Source organism: Paenibacillus lutimineralis (assembly GCF_003991425.1).
In the GTDB taxonomy this organism is placed as follows: domain Bacteria; phylum Bacillota; class Bacilli; order Paenibacillales; family Paenibacillaceae; genus Fontibacillus; species Fontibacillus lutimineralis.
In genome coordinates this window covers 4004925-4022709 of the sequence record NZ_CP034346.1, presented here as the reverse complement: position 1 = coordinate 4022709, position 17785 = coordinate 4004925, and the positions used below count along the sequence as shown (strand labels likewise).

Below are 17785 nucleotides of genomic sequence, written 5' to 3'. Positions count from 1 at the left end.
GAAAAAGAAGCTAAAGGTGGATGCGGGATGCGAGAAATGTCTTATCGGGTTATGGTGGTTGACGATTCGGGATTCATGCGCAAGATTATATCCGATTTGATTGAGCTGGACTCGGCATTTCAGGTCGTGGCTACGGCTATTAATGGACGCGAAGCGATCGATAAAGTAACGGAGCTAAAACCTGACTTAGTTACCATGGATGTAGAAATGCCGGAAATGAACGGGTTGGAGTCATTGAAAGTGATTATGAAGGATCATCCCTTGCCTGTCATCATGCTCTCCGGCGTAAATGAAGAGGGCATGCGGGAGACGATCATGGCACTGGAGCTAGGTGCTTTTGATTTCATCCGCAAACCGCTGGCTTCAACAAGCTCTTACGATATCGAGCAAGTTGGGCGTGAGTTGCGAGAGCAGATGAAAGCGGCGATGCTGGCCAAGGAGAGAAGAGAGATGCGACAGGCGGCACTTGAAGCGAAGCTTCAGGAAGCGCTGACTCCAATGCCAGATCTGCCAGTTATTCCGGCGAGTCGGAAGCAAAAATTCGATCTGGATCAACAGACAACTGGCAAGCCAGGTGCAACTAAGCCGTCGAAGCGAGATGCTGAACCTACGGCCAGTCAACACACTGATAGACCATTGATAGCAGGGGGATTGAAAAAGCAGGAGAAGCCCCAAGGTGTCGCGAAGGGCAGTGGGGTGACTACGGATGGGCAGAAGACGGTGAAGAAGCCGTCGCTGCCGACTGCTCCTGTGGCTGCTGCGAAGGAGACTGTAGTGAAGCCGGAGCCGGTAAAGAAGGTCAAAGAGACGAAGGCGAGAAAACAGCCGGTTCAAGAACAGGCCAAGGAAGATCAGGGTCGTCCGCGGAGTCGGTCAAGAACCGGGTTCACCGATCTCGTCGCTATTGGTACTTCAACCGGCGGTCCCAAAGCGTTAAAGGCTGTGCTGGAGCAACTGCCAGCCGATTTTCCGGCTCCGATCGTTATTGTACAGCATATGCCTCCTAATTTTACGAAATCCTTGGCCCAGCGCTTGAACAGCCTGAGCGCCCTTAATGTTGTAGAGGCGGAGGAAGGAATGGAGCTGCTCCCTGGCAGCGCGTATGTTGCCCCTGGCGGATTGCATTTGACAGTGGCTGCTAGCGCTGGCGGGTCTTATCAAGCAACTCTGTCCGGTCTAGAACCCTGCAATGGACATCGGCCATCGGTAGATGTGATGTTTGAATCTCTGGTGCCGCTGCAAGGGCTGAAGAAGCATATCGTACTGCTTACCGGAATGGGAAGCGATGGAGCAAGGTCGATGAAGCGTCTTTATGATGCTGGAGTAACATCGACGATTGCGGAGAGCGAAGAGTCCTGCGTTGTATACGGGATGCCGCGTTCAGCAATTGAGATGGGATGTGTTAGCCAGATATTGCCGTTAGAGCAAATTGGCCCGAAACTTGTACAGATTGTGAAATAACGGAATCTCTCGAAGGAGGTGCCTCACCATGGACATGAACCAATATTTATCCATGTTTATCGATGAGTCGAATGATCATTTGCAAGCATTAAACGAAAATATGCTGGAGCTAGAGCAAACCCCCGATGATATCGGGATCGTGCAGGTTATTTTTAGATCAGCCCATACGCTGAAAGGGATGGCCGCAACGATGGGATTTGAGGACCTGTCATCTTTAACGCACCAGATGGAGAATGTACTGGATCTGGTTCGCAATGAGAAGCTGAAGATGCAGGACTATATTTTTGACACATTGTTCCAAGGTTTGGATGCTCTACAAGCGATGGTACAGGATATTACCCAGGGTGGGGAAGGCAAAGCTGACGTCAGCTCGATCGTATCTTCGCTCCAGGCAATCGTACGTGGGGATTTCGCATCGAATGAGGCTCCTGCTGCTACAGCGTCAACCACAAGTCAAGCTTCCGGTGGTGCCGAGATCAACTTGGATCAATATCAATATTCTGTATTAGAACAATCGATCACCGAAGGCCATAGTGTCCTGTACATTAGTGTAGCCATCCGTGAAGACAGTCAGCTCAAGGCAGCGAGAGCATATATGGTGTTTGACCTGCTAGAACGCTACGGAGACATTGTTAAGTCGAGCCCTTCCGTTCAGGACATTGAGCAAGAGAAGTTCGATCGTAGTTTCTCTCTATATTACATAACTCAAAAAGAAGCCCCAGAATTGCAGAGCATGATTATGAATCTCTCGGAGATTGAGTCTACCGAAGTGATGCAGCTCGATCATGAGACACTTAATCAGATCTCTGCCGGGGTACAAGAAGCGGCGGCCGCAGCGGTAGCTGAACCGGTTCAAGAGGCAAACGCTGAGAACAATGCACCAAGTGCAGGCGCTGAAAAGGCTTCAGCTTCGGCGAAGGCGGAACCGAAAAAGGCGGCAGCCCATCATTCAGCAGCGCCTTCAAGGACCATTCGGGTTGATATCGACCGACTGGATGTATTGATGAACCTGCTAAGCGAATGGCTCATTGACCGTTCTCGTCTCGAGCAACTTGCCAGTGAAGTCAAACGATCAGAATTAACAGAGACGGTTGAGCATATGAGCCGGGTTGGTAGCGATCTGCAGAATATCGTGCTGAAGCTGAGAATGGTACAGATCGATACGGTGTTCAATCGCTTCCCACGCATGGTGCGAGACCTTGCCAAATCTTTGGACAAGAAGATAGATTTGATTATTACCGGTGCTGAGACTGAGCTTGATCGTACGGTGATTGATGAGATCGGCGATCCACTCGTGCACTTGCTTCGCAATGCGGTCGACCATGGCGTAGAGCAGACTGCGGAACGAATTGCTGCTGGCAAGCCTGAGACCGGAACAGTGAATTTACGGGCCTTCCATAGCGGAAATCATGTCTTTATTGAGATCGAGGATGATGGACATGGTATTGACCGGAGCAAAATTTTAGCCAAAGCAATATCCAGAGGAATTGTCACCGAGAGCGAAGGCGCAAAGATGAAGGATGAAGAGGTCTTCATGCTATTGTTCGCACCTGGCTTCAGTACCGCAGAGGTCATCTCCGATATTTCAGGTCGGGGCGTTGGACTTGATGTCGTCAAGACGAAGATAGAATCGCTTAGCGGCGTAGTATCGGTAGAATCTAAGCTTGGTAAGGGGACAAAGTTCTCCGTCCAGCTTCCATTAACGCTATCCATTATCTCTGCGATGCTGATTAAGGTAGGGTCAGAGAAATATGCGATTCCGTTATCATCAATTGTCGAGACCGGGCTCATTCAGCGTAGTCAAATTCGTCAGGTTCATGGCTATACGATGATACCATACAGAGATGCGCATATTCCGCTGGTATCGCTTGCTAACCTCTTCGAAGTACCAGGTTATGATGAGAATGCGGAAGAGGAATCCGAGATTGTCGTTGTCCGCAAGGGCGATCGTCTCGCTGCTGTCACTGTTGAGGATTTCATTGGCCAGAGCGAGATTGTCATTAAGAACCTGGGCAAATATCTTCCGGCCATTCAGGGGATCGCTGGTGCAACAATCCTAGGGGATGGTCAAGTTGCGTTGATTATTGATCCGAATGCCTTCATTAAATAAGCTCATCTTTAGAGGTAGTTTGAACCTGATTGTATAAGAGCAGGCAAGCAGGTATTAACTTTAGTCAGGCTCATCCCATTGAGCCAGCAGTCAGCAATTATTTAAGGAGGAATTTCCATGGGAGAGGAATTGAAAGTAATCGTTTTTAAGCTGGGTGAAGAAGAGTACGGCATCGAGGTGAACAAGGTTCAGACGATCGAGCGTATGATGCCTATCACTCGTGTACCTAAGACGTTCTCGTTCGTCAAGGGCGTGATCAATCTGCGCGGTGTCGTTATCCCTGTCATCGATCTGCGTGGTCGCTTTGGTCTACCGGAGAGCGAATTTTCCGATCAGACCCGAATTATTATTGTGACAGCGAATGAGCTGGAGGTTGGTTTCATCGTCGATTCCGCCAATGATGTTATCGACATTAACAGCGATGTTATCGATTCTCCGCCAGATGTAGTGGGCGGGGTCAAAGCCAAATATTTGCGCGGTGTTGCACGTATTTCCGAAGAGCGCTTGCTTGTGATGCTGAATTTGTCCGAAGTATTGAATCGCAGCGAGATTATCCAACTGGAAAGCTTAGAGGGTTAAGCCTGTGGACTTATTCAATCACTTGGAAGAGTTCAAAATGGATGTACTGAAGGAGATTGGCAATATCGGCGCCGGCAATGCTGCGACGGCATTGTCCCGATTGCTGAACAAGCCAATAGATATGGCCGTTCCTAAAGTACAAATGCTCCCGTTTGAAGCCATTTCGGATCGAGTCGGCGGAGCAGAGCAAGTTGTCTTGGCCATCTTCCTCCGAGTTGAGGGGGATGCGCCAGGCAATCTCTTCTTTATTCTCAGTCCTGAGGCGGCCAAGAAGCTGCTTCATCGTCTGGCCGGATTCGAGGTCTGCGATGGAGAGGACTTCACTGAAATGGAATGGTCCGCACTCTCCGAGATCGGCAACATATTGGCTGGCTCCTATCTGTCTTCTCTCGCTGATTTTACGATGCTGCAGATGACGCCGACAGTGCCTGCATTAGCGATGGATATGGCCGGAGCCATTCTGAGCTATGGTCTTCTACAATTCGGAGAGATGGGAGATTCCGCACTCTTGATCGATACAACCTTTATCGAAGGACAGCATGAAGTTGAAGGCCAGTTTTTCCTTATCCCGGACCCAGAATCTTTTGCCAAAATATTCACCGCTCTAGGAGTGCCGCTGGATCATGATTGATGAACAGCAGGTTGTCAAGGTTGGCATGGCCGATTTGAATGTCATTTCCGGGCATGGCCTGATCCGGACAACCGGTCTTGGGTCCTGTGTTGGGTTAACGCTATATGATCCGGTTAAGAAAGTAGCCGGTCTGGCGCATGTTATGCTTCCTTCATCCGAGATCGCTCGGGAGGGAGCGTTGAACCTAGCGAAATATGCTGATACAGCATTGGACAAGCTGCTGGAGGAAGTGCTGGCGATTGGGGCTTGCCAGAAACGACTCGTCGCCAAGATGGCGGGAGGAGCGCAAATGTTCTCTTTTGCCGGGGCTTCGGATTCAATGAGAATTGGGCCGAGAAATGTGGAGGCCTGCAAAGAGAAATTGCAGGAACTGGGGATATCATTAATTGCAGAAGATACGGGTGGAAATCACGGGCGTACGATTGAGTTAGATGTTGAGACAGGCACTTTATTTATAAGAAGTGTACAAAAGGGTGTAAAGGAACTGTAGCATATGACAGGGAAAATCCGTTACTTTTTGTTGATTGGCTTTATCGGCTTTTTGATTACTTTCGCGGTGTCCGCAGGCAATAATTTGTTCGCTACAAGCTTGATCCGGTCGCTTTTAGCATTTGCGATATGGTTCGCACTTTCCTGGGCAGGAAGCTGGGTTATCAGCGTCCTTAAGGAGCTTCCGCCAGATGTGGAGGCTCAGGAAGAAGCGGCATTGGCTGGAGAACTCGGGAAAGGTGGCAATTTGGATCTAACGACTCCGGATGAAAGCAAGGAGATCGGTGACTTATTGAAGCAGGCTCCAGAAGGAGAGTTATCGGAACAACAGTTTACACCGCTTAATCCGCCAAGATTAGTGAAGACTACTGACGATAAAGCTCCTGAAGAGCTGGCTAAAGTCGTTCGTCACCTGACAGAACAATAAGGAGGGTGAGGGCAATTGCACGAGCGGAAGACATCCACTCTGAGTTATGCTGATGTTTGGGAGCATTGGAAGGAACACGGCGATTTAGAGGCAAAGAAACAACTTATTGAGCGGTATTTGCATATTGTTGACTACGTTTCGGGACGTCTAGCCGTCGGTTTGCCGAAGAACGTCTCCAAGGATGATTTGTTCAGTAATGGGGTTATGGGATTGATCGATGCTGTCGAGAAATTCGACTACAAACGTGGACTTCAGTTTGAAACCTATGCTTCATGGAGAGTAAGAGGAGCAATACTGGACGGGCTTCGGCAAGGCGACTGGGTTCCTCGTTCCGTCAGAGAAAAGGCGAAGAAGATCGAAGAAGGCTATCAGCATCTAGAGCAACAATATCTGCGTTCGGTAACGGATGCGGAGATGAGCGATTATTTACAGATAAGTGAGAAAGAGTTTCAATCTATGCTTCAAGAAGTAGCAGTTATGACGCTATGCTCTCTCGAAGACCCGATTCGGGAAGAAGAATCTGAGACAAGGCTTACACTACTCATTGACGAGAAGGCAAAAAACCCGGATTATAAGGTACGGGAGTTCTTTTTGAAAGATTCGCTGACGAAGGGAATCGAGAAGTTAACCGAGAAGGAACGTACGGTGGTCTCTTTGTTGTATTATGAAGATTTGTCTTTGAGTGAGATCGCGGAGGTCATGTCGTTGTCGCCTTCACGCATTTCACAGCTTCATTCCAAAGCGATTCTAAGGCTTCGCGGAACATTGGAAAAGCAGCGGGATCTGCTCATGTGTAATGATTAATGAAATGTCATTTTCCACAGGGTGAATGGATTTCGGAGAGGAGCGGCTAATGGACTATTCAGGTGATTTGGGACAAATTCTCGGAATTACGATCAATGACGACAAGACAGTTGCCTATTTGCAGTTTCTGAAGAAGGAAGAGAAATTTAGCTGTACGGAAGATGCCTTGCTGCATTTTCTACGCAGTGAAGGAATCAAATACGGAATACAGCAAGATATTGTTAAGCGCTTTATTGTAAATCCGAAAGAGTATTATTATAGTAAAACCCCGGTTGCAATCGGCATAGAGTCGCAGCAAGGGGAGGACGGCAGGATCAAGTTTTCGGTGTCGCTAGATGATGATCAGCGCATAAAACCTGCGGAGACGGAAGATGGCAGAGTGGACTATAAGGATGTGACACGCCTTAACAATGTCCGCAAAGGCCAAATTATCGCGGAATTGATTCCGCCGGTCCCTGGCAAGCAAGGGGTGGCGGTGACGGGTGATCCGATTCCTTATCGGGAGGGGAAAGCGGCCAGGTTCAAGGTTGGCAAGAACGTGGTACTTAATCCAGAACAGACAGCGATGTATGCTGCGATTGATGGTCTGGTGACGCAGACGGATAAAGGGAAAATTAATGTTTTTCCGGTTTACGAAGTTAATGGAGATGTAGATTATAGTACAGGAAATATCGATTTTGTAGGGACAGTTGTTATTCGTGGCAACGTGCTTACAGGCTTCAAGATAACAGCGTCCGGCGACATTCGTATCGTAGGTGGTGTCGAAGGGGCCGAGCTATATGCTGATGGTTCCATAGAGGTCACCGGAGGCATTATTGGCTATAACAAAGGTATGATTAAGGCAGGGCATAACGTAAAAGGCTCCTTCATCCAGGATGCGAATGTCATTGCCGGTGAAGATGTGATTGCCACTCAGAGCATCATGCATTCTAATATCCGGGCTGGTAAAGATGTCATTTGCAGCGGTTCCAAAGGTCTTATTGTAGGTGGGATCATTCAAGCTGGCGAGCGAGTAGTGGCACGTATCATTGGAAATCCGATGTCTACATCAACCTCGATCGAAGTCGGCGCTGTACCAGAGCTTCGTAACGAGCTGCAAAACCTTAGGCAGCAAATTAAAGACATTATGGTCAATCTCGATAAAACGGACAAGGCTCTAACCTTGTTGGATCAATTGGCCTCCATGGGCAAGTTGACTCCGGATAAAGTAGCGATGCGCTCCAAGCTGGGGCTTACCAAGAAATCCAACCTCGAAGAAATTAACGATATCAAGGAACGAATCCTGGATATTGAAAAGGCTCTAGAAGATACAGGAAAAGCCCGTGTAGATGTAATGAAAATGATATACGGCGGGTCGAGGATCGTCATTGGACGTTATACGAAATATATAAAAGATCCGATCTCACGAATGTCTTTCTACTATAGTGAAGGGGATATTTCGATGTCGCCTTATGTTTAGGGGAAGAGAGGCAATCCTATGGATTTGAAATCTATCGAATTGCAGATCGCAGTGCCGCGAACAAGTGAAGCAGGACGGGTTCAGCACGAGGGACAGCATAGGCCTCAGATCGACCAGAGTATGCTATCGGCGCAAAATGTGAAGGATAGCGATCTCCAAAGACATCGCAGTACTGAAGTAGATGAGGGTTCGTCCAGTTCTCATGTGAGACGGGATGATGAATCATCCCGAAAGCAGCAGCAGGGCAAATCATCCGGGGACCATCAGGATGAGAAAGAGAAAGAAAAACCGGCTGAGCATCCCTATAAAGGACATCACATCGATCTATCTTTATAGTGCAAATTCCGGATTAAATCATAGAGAATTACATAATATTTATACAGTAAAAAGGTGAGGATGACAGTGTCTTTTAGTGATCCGTGGGTTTACATCGTGCTCCTCGGATTGGCAGCGCTTGTCTATGCGCTGTTCATTCCTGAGCGGAAAGCGGCTGCGAAGACTGGCGCGAATCATGAGTTGGAAGCAACTTTAGAGCAGTATATGTCTGACATTGAACAAGAGAATAGCGAACTCATTGATCTGGTATCGCAGATGAAGCAGGACTTTGTCTCCAAGCAGTTGGCCCAGCAGGAGCAGATTATAGAATTAAGGCAGCGGGTCATTGAAGTAGAGCTCGCCTCCCGAGAACAGACGTCTGCAGCTGGAGGAAACTCTACTTCTGCTTCTGCCTTGGATGAGGTGGAACTGGATCACGTTCAGAAGACTCTTGATGTAGTGGTTTCCGAAGCAGCCCTTTCAGAGCTTAGTGATGCTGTCATTCAAACGGCAGCTGCTCTAACAGTGGCCGAGGAGATTGTGCAGGATTCGGCAGAGTCTATAATTGAACCGGAGCAAGGTCCGCAGGTTCCAGAATTGGTACGTGATCGTTATCCGCAATTATTTGAATTGTATAGCAGTGGAAAATCCATAGATTCCATCACGAAGACTCTCGGCATCCCGCGTGGAGAAGTGCAGCTTATTCTTCAGCTTGCCAAAAGGGAGGAGTCCCGATGATTAAAAATCGCCATTTTATGATGGGACTTGGCGTCGGGTTGATCGTCGGAGCATTGCTTCTTCAGCTTATGTTGATTGGGCAGGAAGGCAGCGGGAAGCTATGGACTAAAGAACAAGTTGAACAAGCTGCAGCACTGCTTAATTTGAAGGTCGTCGAGCATGACGATGAACTGCTTACCAAGGAAGAGTGGGAAGCCCAATCGGGACAAGCTACAGGTTTGGATGAGGACTTAAAGCTAGAATCTAAGGATAATAAGGCCGATGCTCCGGAGGATCCCAAAGCTCCATCATTGCCTGATACACCCGCAACGACGGATGGCGGTACAAAAGATACAGCCAAGACGACTTCGCCGGAAACTCCGAAGACAGACGCTCCTGAAGAGCCTAAGAAGCCAGAAGCCGCTGAGGTACAATACAAAATATCCTATGGCAATACGTTGACCAATGTAGCTGACGGGCTCCATAAGAAGGGTGTTATTGCTAATAAGAATGAGTTCATCAAGCAGGCTAAAGCGCGCAAGATCAACTCTAAAATCCGTACCGGTACGTATTCGTTCCAGGTCGGCGAGGATTATGATTCGATCATCGACAAGATCATTGCCCCTCGATAATGACCGTGTTAATACAGAAGATTTGTCTCATCTATTACGAAAGCTCCTGAATCTACGGAGCTTTTTTGCATGATTAGCACTTTTTCGAGAAAAGCTGCGACGATTTGTTGCATCCACATTTTACTTATGGTATATTAAATGACGGTGTTATAACGCACGCTGACTGATTTCGCGAAGGGTGCTCCAACATAGGCATTTGCACTAGGGAGTCTTGGCGGGAAATGACGTTTGCGGAGGAAGCATCAAAAAAACCAAACTTAGGAGGTGCGTGAAGATGGCAGTAATCTCCATGAAACAACTGCTTGAAGCAGGGGTGCACTTCGGACACCAAACACGTCGTTGGAATCCGAAAATGGATAAATATATCTTCACCGAAAGAAACGGAATTTACATTATTGACTTGCAAAAGACAGTCAAGAAAGTGGAAGAAGCTTATAACTTTGTTAAGAGCATCGCTGAAGAGAACGGAACGATCCTGTTCGTAGGAACTAAGAAGCAAGCTCAAGACTCTGTTAAAGAAGAAGCTGAACGCGCTGGTCAATTCTTCATTAACCAACGTTGGCTCGGCGGAACGCTGACAAACTTCCAAACGATTCAAAAACGGATCGACCGTTTGAAACAGCTTGAAACTTGGGAAGAAGACGGAACTTTCACTGTATTGCCTAAGAAGGAAGTTATCATCCTTCGCAAAGAGAAAGATCGTCTTGAGAAATTCCTTGGTGGTATCAAGAACATGAAGGGCTTGCCTAGTGCTCTGTTCATCATCGATCCTCGTAAAGAGCGTATCGCTGTTGCCGAAGCTCGTAAACTCGGTATCCCAATCGTAGGTATCGTTGATACAAACTGCGATCCGGACGAAATCGATTATGTGATTCCTGGTAACGACGATGCAATTCGTGCTGTTAAATTGCTTACTAGCAAAATGGCTGATGCTGTTATTGAAGCTAACCAAGGCGAACAAACTACAGCTTAATTCAGTCTTACAGTGAAATAATAAATTAAATCAAAAAAGGGTGGTTAGTAGGTGTTAAACCTCTCGCTACCCTTTTTTTAGAGGAAGCTAAACAATTTGCTTATTCGATATGGAGGGTAATAACAATGGCTGTTGATGCAAAATTGGTAAAAGAACTTCGCGAAAAGACTGGAGCAGGAATCCTGGACTCCAAGAAAGCTTTGGAAGAAGCTAATAATGATTTGAACAAAGCGATCGAATTGCTCCGCGAAAAAGGTTTGGCAGCTGCTGCTAACAAAGCGGGCCGTATTGCGACTGAAGGTGTTGTAGAATCCTACATCCACGCTGGCGGACGTATCGGTGTATTGGTAGAAATCAACTGCGAAACTGACTTCGTAGCGAAGACGGATCAATTTAAAGAATTCGCTCGTGACGTTGCAATGCACATCGCTGCAATGAACCCACGCTATGTTCGTCGCGAAGAAGTACCACAAGAGGAAATCGAGAAGGAAAAGGAAATTTTGCGCGCTCAAGCCTTGAACGAAGGCAAGCCTGAGAAGATCGTTGACAAAATGGTTGAAGGCCGCATCAACAAATACTACGAAGAGTTCTGCCTGCTTGAGCAAGCTTTCGTTAAAGACCAAGACAAGACGATCGCTAACCTCGTGAACGAGAAGATCAGCACAATTGGCGAGAACATCTCGATCCGTCGCTTTGTTCGTTATGAGCTTGGCGAAGGTCTGGAGAAGAAAGTCGATAATTTCGTAGAAGAAGTTATGGCTCAAGTTAAGAACTAAGCAATAGACTATAATCGAATTACATCTATAGAAGTGGGAACACACCGTGTTCCTTCTTTTATAGATGTAGAATTTATAAGTGATCCCAAGAGGTATATCCGTTTGCAAGAACAGTTGTATCTTTTGGCTTGACCTAAGCCCAGCGTGAGAACGCGTATATATCCTCTTTGCTAAGGCAGGAAGGGTATATACGATGCCTCATGAAGGATGATTGTGGAGGGTATGCATTTGAAACAGCCAGTTTATAAACGTATTGTCTTGAAAGTCAGCGGTGAGTCGCTTTCCGGTCAGAACGGATATGGTATTGATGCGGAGACGATCTCATCGATCGCTGAACAGGTGAAGGAAGTTGTCGAGCTTGGCGTAGAAGTAGCTATCGTATGTGGTGGCGGTAATATCTGGCGTGGAATCGCCGGTAGTGCCAAAGGTATCGACCGGGCGACGGCCGATTATATGGGTATGCTTGCAACGGTGATGAATTCCTTGGCCCTGCAGGACGCATTGGAGCAGATTGATGTGCCTACCCGGGTCCAGACTTCAATTGCGATGCAGCAAATAGCTGAGCCGTATATTCGCCGTAGAGCGATTCGTCATTTGGAGAAGGGCCGTGTTGTTATTTTTGCAGCAGGTACGGGAAATCCGTTCTTCTCTACAGATACGACAGCAGCTCTTCGCGCCGCTGAGATTGAAGCTGAAGTCATCCTGATGGCTAAGAACAAGGTGGATGGAGTATACTCGGCAGATCCGTTCGTGGATCCAACAGCTGAGAAGTTTGAAGTCCTGACTTATCTTGAAGTACTTAACAAAAATCTGGGCGTTATGGATTCTACGGCTTCATCGCTCTGCATGGACAACAACATTCCGCTCATCGTGTTTGCTATTACAGAACAAGGTAATATTAAGCGCGTCGTCCTGGGCGAGAAGATCGGGACGATCGTCAAAGGGAGTGTAGATTAATGCCAGGAACGATTAAAAAGCATGCTGAAGAACGTATGGAAAAAGCGATTCTTGCGTTGAAAAGAGATCTTGCAACTCTTCGCGCAGGAAGAGCGACCCCAGCACTGCTTGACCGCATTCAAGTAGAGTATTACGGATCGCTAACTCCGCTTAATCAGTTGGCTAACATTAACACGCCGGATTCGCGCACGTTAATGATTCAGCCTTGGGACAAATCGTCGCTGTCTGATATTGAGCGAGCGATTATGAAGTCGGATCTGGGCCTAACACCGGCTAACGACGGTATGAACATTCGCTTGTCGATCCCGCCACTGACTGAAGAACGTCGGGTTGAATTGGTGAAGATGACGAAGAAATATGGAGAAGAATCCAAAGTCGCTATTCGTAACATTCGCCGCGATGCTAACGACGACATTAAAAAGCTGGAAAAAACGGACATTTCCGAGGATGAGTCTCACAGACATCAAGATGATGTTCAGAAAATGACCGATAAATATATCGCGGAAGTGGATAAAGTGCTTGCAGCTAAAGAAAAAGAGATCATGGAAGTTTAAGAGACGAGAAGCGGCCCCTCCAAATACGGTGGGGTTTTGTCTCTTTTTCATCACCTACTGGAGGAAAAGAAATGATCAAGCTATTTCAATCCTGGTGGAAAAAAGGGGATAGACCCGCGTCGTCTGTAGATCCGTCAGCTGTGGATCTCTCAGATGGAAATATTCCAAAGCACGTTGCAATCATCATGGATGGGAACGGGCGCTGGGCGCGTAGACGGGGGATGCCGCGTAATATGGGCCACCGTAGCGGGATGAAGGCTGTGAAGCGGGCAACAATCGCGGCCGATGAACTGGGCATTTCTGTGTTGACGCTATACGCGTTCTCTACAGAGAATTGGAAGCGTCCTAAGGAAGAAGTAGACTACCTGATGGCTATTCCACAAGAGTTTCTCGCCTTAGAATTGGATGAACTGATTCAGAAGAATGTGCAGATCCGCATGATGGGCTATACCAAGGAACTTCCAGACCATACGATCGCTGCTATGAAAGAAGCGATGGAACGGACTAAGAATAATACGGGACTTATATTGAACTTTGCTTTGAACTACGGTAGCAGGCGCGAGATTACAGAGGGCGTCAAAGAACTCGCTCGCAGTGTTCAGGCCGGTGAGATCTCTGCTGAAGAGATAACTGAAGAGATGATTCAATCCAAACTCTTGTCAGCAGGCTTGCCTGATCCGGATTTGTTGATCCGGACGAGCGGAGAGCTCAGACTTAGCAATTTCATGCTTTGGCAGACCGCCTATAGTGAGCTATGGTTCACGGATCTATATTGGCCTGATTTCGGCCGGGAGCATCTATTCGCTGCGGTCGCAGAGTATCAACGGCGAACACGTCGATACGGCGGGTTATCCTAGTGAAGATGGAAATTTAATGACTTGTTTTTGATCACGAAGACACTCAGAGAAACGGGTTCGGCGTTGAATCTTGAATTCATCTAAGCTCTTCCGGTACTCGCGTAGGCATGCCTACGCCCCGTTCCTTAGATCTTAGCTTCATTCAACCTTCACGGTGCTGAAAAGCCAAGTCATTAAATCTTGATTGAAATGGAAGGTGCAGACCAGTGAAACAACGATTGATCACGGGAATTGTGGCCGGAGGCTTTTTCCTTGGACTTTGCTTGCTCGGTGGAATCGGCTTCAACATATTAATTTTGCTCATGGCCTTGATAGGTTTCTATGAGTTCGTTCGAATGATTGGGCTGCCGGCTTTCGGTGTACCTGCTCTACTCGGCTATCTGGGCGTGCTCTACGCACTCTTCCCTTGGGAGACGCTCGGATTGGAGATGCCTTGGGATCTGATGCGCGTATTTGCCCTGCTGATGCTGTTGTTTCTAGTCGTTACTGTGATCACGAAAAATGAGCTTCCTATTTCTACGGTGTCTTTGTTATTCCTGGGTATGGTATATATCGGCATTGGATTCTCCTCGATCTTGGCAACGAGAAATACGCAGGATGGGCAGGGTCTATTCTGGACCTTTCTTATGCTTATCTCTATTTGGAGTAGTGACGCTGGGGCATATTTTGTCGGACGTAGACTAGGGAAGAATAAGCTCTGGCCAGCCATAAGCCCCAATAAAACGGTGGAAGGCGCGATAGGTGGAATTGTGTTGTCTGTCGTTGCTGCTGTAATCTTTGCGCTTGCTTCAGGTGGGTTGTTGACGATTGGACGAGCTGTTATCCTCGGGATCATTGCTGCTGTCGTCGGGCAGATGGGGGACTTGATTCAATCGGCATACAAACGAGCCTATGGAATCAAGGATTCCGGAACGATCTTGCCAGGGCATGGGGGAATTCTTGATCGGTGTGATAGTTGGATTGCGGTGTTTCCGTTCATACATATCCTCATGCTGCTCCCCTATTAGAGGAAATTTAATGACTTGTTTTTGATCACGAAGTCACTCAAAGAGGCGGATTCGGCGTCAAATCTTGAATTCATCTAAGCTCTTTCGGTACTCACGTAGGCCTGCCTACGCTCCGTTCCTCAGATCTTAGCTTCATTCAACCTTCTCGGTGCTGAAAAGCCAAGTCATTAAATCTCGATTTGAAGAGGAAATTCAATAATTGTCTTTTGATCACGAAGGTTAGTCAATGAAGTGGTCTCGGCGTCGAATCTTGAATTCAGCCGGGTCCTCCAGTGCTCACGTACAAACTACGTACGCTCCTCGGACCCTAGCTTCATCCAACCTTCTCGGTGCTGAAAAGCCACTTATTGAACCTCGATTAGAAGAGGAAGTTCAATAACTGTCTTTTGATCACGAAGGTTAGTCATATGAAGTGGTTTCGCTTCGAATCTTGATTATCCATTCATTACATGATTGTGGTGAGGTGCGTTATGAAGAAAATTGCAATTATCGGCTCGACCGGATCGATCGGGACGCAGACGCTGGATGTTGTCCAGCAGCATCCTGAGCAATTTTTCGTTGAGGGTCTTGCTGCTGGAGCCAATGTGGATCTGTTCGTACAGCAAGTGAATCAATTTCGGCCGAAGAAGGCCTCTATTGCTACCAAGGAATTGGCGGATCAAGTCCGTCCACTATTACCGGCTGAGATAGAGCTTAGTTATGGGGAAGAAGGCTTGATTGAAGTTGCTGCTGGTACTGAAGCTGATACGGTAGTCACCGCGATTGTCGGCAGTGCTGGTCTACCAGCTACTTTAGCGGCTATTTCCGAGGGAAAAACCATCGCTCTTGCGAATAAAGAAACTCTGGTAACAGCTGGCCACCTGGTAACGGCTCTAGCTAAGGAGAAAGGTGTGTCCATACTTCCTGTTGACAGTGAACATTCGGCGATATTCCAATGTCTGAATGGTGAGCACATGGAGGATGTGGCAGGCATTACATTAACGGCGTCGGGTGGTTCCTTCCGCGATTATAGTCGGGAGCAGCTTACGAATGTAACGGTTGAAGACGCCTTGAAGCATCCGAACTGGTCAATGGGCGCTAAGGTGACAATCGATTCGGCCACGATGGTCAACAAAGGATTGGAAGTGATTGAAGCCCATTGGCTGTTTGGACTTGAATTTGAACAGATTGGAGTATTGCTCCATCCTGAGAGCATTGTCCACTCTTTCGTTGAGTATCGTGATGGAAGCATTATTGCTCAGCTTGGCACACCGGATATGCGGGTTCCAATTCAGTACGCACTTTCGTATCCACATCGCTGGAATTCGGCGGCGCAGCGCCTTTCTTTGGCCGAGGCAGGTAAGCTCCAGTTTCGAGAGATGGATTTTGAACGTTTTCCTTGTTTAAGACTAGCTTTTGAATGTGGTAAAATAGGAGGTACCGCACCGACGGTGTTCAATGCAGCTAATGAAGTTGCGGTAGCTCGCTTCTTAAATAGAGAAATTTCATTCCTGAAGATTGAATATCTCATTGAGACCGTGCTTTCCAGACATGAAGCTCTGGCCGATCCAAGTCTTGAAGTAATCAGGGATGTTGACCTATGGGCGAGAGCGGTCGCTGAATCGTTGTAATTCCTCAAAGGGCCTGCTGTCGTCATCATAGAAAAGATTCATTCTTGTATTCTCTTGTGCCTGATCGGAGAATAATGATAATCTAGAAAGAACTTGGACGATCCGTGGCCAAAAGGAGGATGCTTTCGATTGGAACTACTGAAAATTATTTTTTTGACGGTGCTCATGTTTTTCGTCATTGTGGCGGTGCATGAATGGGGGCACTTTTACTTCGCAAAACGTGCAGGGATACTGGTACGGGAGTTTGCGATAGGATTTGGACCTAAATTGTTCGCTTATAAGCGAGGCGAGACGCAGTTTACTTTCCGTCTGCTTCCCTTCGGTGGATATGCCCGCATGGCCGGAGACGATCCTGAGTTGATTGAGATTTCTAACGGGCAGACGATAGCGTTACGCCTGGAAGAAGATAAAGTCCGTAAGATTTATTTGGATCGACTGGACAGTCGCAAGAATGTCATTCGCGGCGAGGTACTGCAGATCGATCTGGTTGATGATCTGTCCGTACTGCTGGATGTAGATGGGGAGAGCGTCAGGTACTCAGTTCATCCGCAGGCGATGCTTGTTGTTAAGGGCAAAGAGACACAGATTGCACCGAGGGACCGTCAATACGGCAGCAAGACTGTGGGACAAAGAGCGTTATCGATCTTTGCCGGACCGCTCATGAACTTCATTCTTGCTTTCGTACTATTTGCGTTGTATACGCTAATGGCAGGGATCCCGCTTGATAAGCCGAGCCATCTACAGGTCGGGGATGTAGTGAAGGGAATGCCTGCAGCGGAAGCTGGAGTCCTTGAGGGTGATATCATTGAGAAGATTAATGGTAAGCCAGTTGGAACCGATGCGAACAAAATGATTGAGTCAATCCAGGCTTCCAAGGATAAGCCGATGGTATGGACGCTTAAGCGTGGAGAACAGGAAGTGGATATTACCGTTACCCCTCGTGCGGCAGATAATGAGCAGGTAGGGAAGGTAGGCAGCTCGATTATTACTTTCTTCCCTATGCGTAGCGCTTCTGTAGGTGAGTCGGTTACCAGAGCCGGAACGGATATGGTTGATACGACGAAGCTGATCTTCCAGGGTTTTAAGCAGTTGATTAACAAATTCTCCATGGATGATCTTGGTGGGCCGGTAAGAACCTTTGAAGTAACGGGGCAGATTGCTAAGCAAGGGATTGTACAGCTTACCAGATGGACGGCCATTCTTAGTCTGTATCTAGGGATCTTCAATTTGCTGCCGATTCCGGCACTTGATGGCAGTCGTCTGATCTTCCTGGGCATCGAAGCTCTTCGCCGCAAACCGGTAGACCCGAACCATGAAGGCTTAGTGCATTTTATTGGATTTGCAATGCTGTTCCTGCTAATGATTGCAGTAACCTATAACGATATATTACGATTGTTTGGATAATTATGAGGTTTTTACGGGAGGAC

General features: G+C 47.5%; 19 protein-coding genes. All 19 read left to right on the top strand.

Going from position 1 to position 17785, the window contains the following annotated elements:
• Positions 1-36: 36 nt before the first annotated feature.
• The 19 genes from EI981_RS17730 to rseP all read left to right on the top strand — a co-directional run bounded on the left by EI981_RS17730 (position 37) and on the right by rseP (position 17762).
• A complete protein-coding gene (locus tag EI981_RS17730; RefSeq protein WP_127004803.1) occupies positions 37-1461 on the top strand; it encodes a protein-glutamate methylesterase/protein-glutamine glutaminase in 1425 nt (474 codons plus the stop codon).
• Between the two features lie 28 nt (positions 1462-1489).
• Entirely contained in the window at positions 1490-3571 is a 2082-nt protein-coding gene (locus EI981_RS17725) for a chemotaxis protein CheA (protein ID WP_127000378.1), read from the top strand.
• 117 nt (positions 3572-3688) lie between these two features.
• Positions 3689-4150, top strand: coding sequence for a chemotaxis protein CheW (locus tag EI981_RS17720; protein ID WP_127000376.1), 462 nt, complete (start codon positions 3689-3691; stop codon positions 4148-4150).
• A 37-nt stretch (positions 4151-4187) separates the two neighbouring features.
• Entirely contained in the window at positions 4188-4781 is a 594-nt protein-coding gene (locus tag EI981_RS17715) for a chemotaxis protein CheC (protein ID WP_418789072.1), read from the top strand.
• A complete protein-coding gene (locus EI981_RS17710) occupies positions 4774-5271 on the top strand; it encodes a chemotaxis protein CheD (RefSeq protein WP_127000372.1) in 498 nt (165 codons plus the stop codon). Before EI981_RS17715 ends, EI981_RS17710 begins: the two co-directional genes overlap by 8 nt.
• A gap of 3 nt (positions 5272-5274) precedes the next feature.
• Positions 5275-5697: a hypothetical protein gene (locus tag EI981_RS17705; protein ID WP_127000370.1), complete on the top strand. Its 423-nt coding sequence runs from the start codon at positions 5275-5277 to the stop codon at positions 5695-5697.
• 15 nt (positions 5698-5712) lie between these two features.
• Positions 5713-6501 carry a FliA/WhiG family RNA polymerase sigma factor gene (locus EI981_RS17700; RefSeq protein WP_127000368.1) on the top strand — a complete coding sequence of 263 codons (789 nt, stop codon included), beginning with the start codon at positions 5713-5715 and terminating at the stop codon, positions 6499-6501.
• A gap of 49 nt (positions 6502-6550) precedes the next feature.
• Positions 6551-7960, top strand: a complete 1410-nt coding sequence (locus EI981_RS17695; RefSeq protein ID WP_127000366.1) for a FapA family protein — start codon at positions 6551-6553, stop codon at positions 7958-7960.
• A gap of 18 nt (positions 7961-7978) precedes the next feature.
• Positions 7979-8296: a hypothetical protein gene (locus EI981_RS17690; protein WP_127000364.1), complete on the top strand. Its 318-nt coding sequence runs from the start codon at positions 7979-7981 to the stop codon at positions 8294-8296.
• A gap of 60 nt (positions 8297-8356) precedes the next feature.
• Complete coding sequence (locus tag EI981_RS17685) at positions 8357-9013, top strand: hypothetical protein (RefSeq protein WP_227011487.1); 657 nt, start codon at positions 8357-8359, stop codon at positions 9011-9013.
• On the top strand, positions 9010-9624 hold the full coding sequence (locus EI981_RS17680) for a hypothetical protein (protein WP_127000360.1): 615 nt from the start codon (positions 9010-9012) through the stop codon (positions 9622-9624). The genes EI981_RS17685 and EI981_RS17680 overlap by 4 nt, the downstream gene beginning before the upstream one ends.
• Positions 9625-9898: 274 nt before the next feature.
• Entirely contained in the window at positions 9899-10597 is a 699-nt protein-coding gene (rpsB, locus tag EI981_RS17670; RefSeq protein ID WP_127000356.1) for a 30S ribosomal protein S2, read from the top strand.
• Between the two features lie 125 nt (positions 10598-10722).
• Entirely contained in the window at positions 10723-11373 is a 651-nt protein-coding gene (gene tsf / locus EI981_RS17665; RefSeq protein WP_127000354.1) for a translation elongation factor Ts, read from the top strand.
• Between the two features lie 228 nt (positions 11374-11601).
• Positions 11602-12330: a UMP kinase gene (pyrH, locus tag EI981_RS17660; RefSeq protein ID WP_068780740.1), complete on the top strand. Its 729-nt coding sequence runs from the start codon at positions 11602-11604 to the stop codon at positions 12328-12330.
• Positions 12330-12884: a ribosome recycling factor gene (gene frr / locus EI981_RS17655; RefSeq protein ID WP_127000352.1), complete on the top strand. Its 555-nt coding sequence runs from the start codon at positions 12330-12332 to the stop codon at positions 12882-12884. The genes pyrH and frr overlap by 1 nt, the downstream gene beginning before the upstream one ends.
• 71 nt (positions 12885-12955) lie before the next feature.
• The gene (locus tag EI981_RS17650; RefSeq protein WP_127000350.1) at positions 12956-13741 is read left to right on the top strand and encodes an undecaprenyl pyrophosphate synthase; all 786 of its coding nucleotides are present in this window, start codon (positions 12956-12958) and stop codon (positions 13739-13741) included.
• Between the two features lie 206 nt (positions 13742-13947).
• The gene (locus EI981_RS17645; protein WP_127000348.1) at positions 13948-14748 is read left to right on the top strand and encodes a phosphatidate cytidylyltransferase; all 801 of its coding nucleotides are present in this window, start codon (positions 13948-13950) and stop codon (positions 14746-14748) included.
• Between the two features lie 470 nt (positions 14749-15218).
• Positions 15219-16358 carry a 1-deoxy-D-xylulose-5-phosphate reductoisomerase gene (locus tag EI981_RS17640; RefSeq protein WP_127000346.1) on the top strand — a complete coding sequence of 380 codons (1140 nt, stop codon included), beginning with the start codon at positions 15219-15221 and terminating at the stop codon, positions 16356-16358.
• A 129-nt stretch (positions 16359-16487) separates the two neighbouring features.
• A complete protein-coding gene (rseP, locus tag EI981_RS17635; protein ID WP_127000344.1) occupies positions 16488-17762 on the top strand; it encodes an RIP metalloprotease RseP in 1275 nt (424 codons plus the stop codon).
• Positions 17763-17785 lie beyond the last annotated feature (23 nt).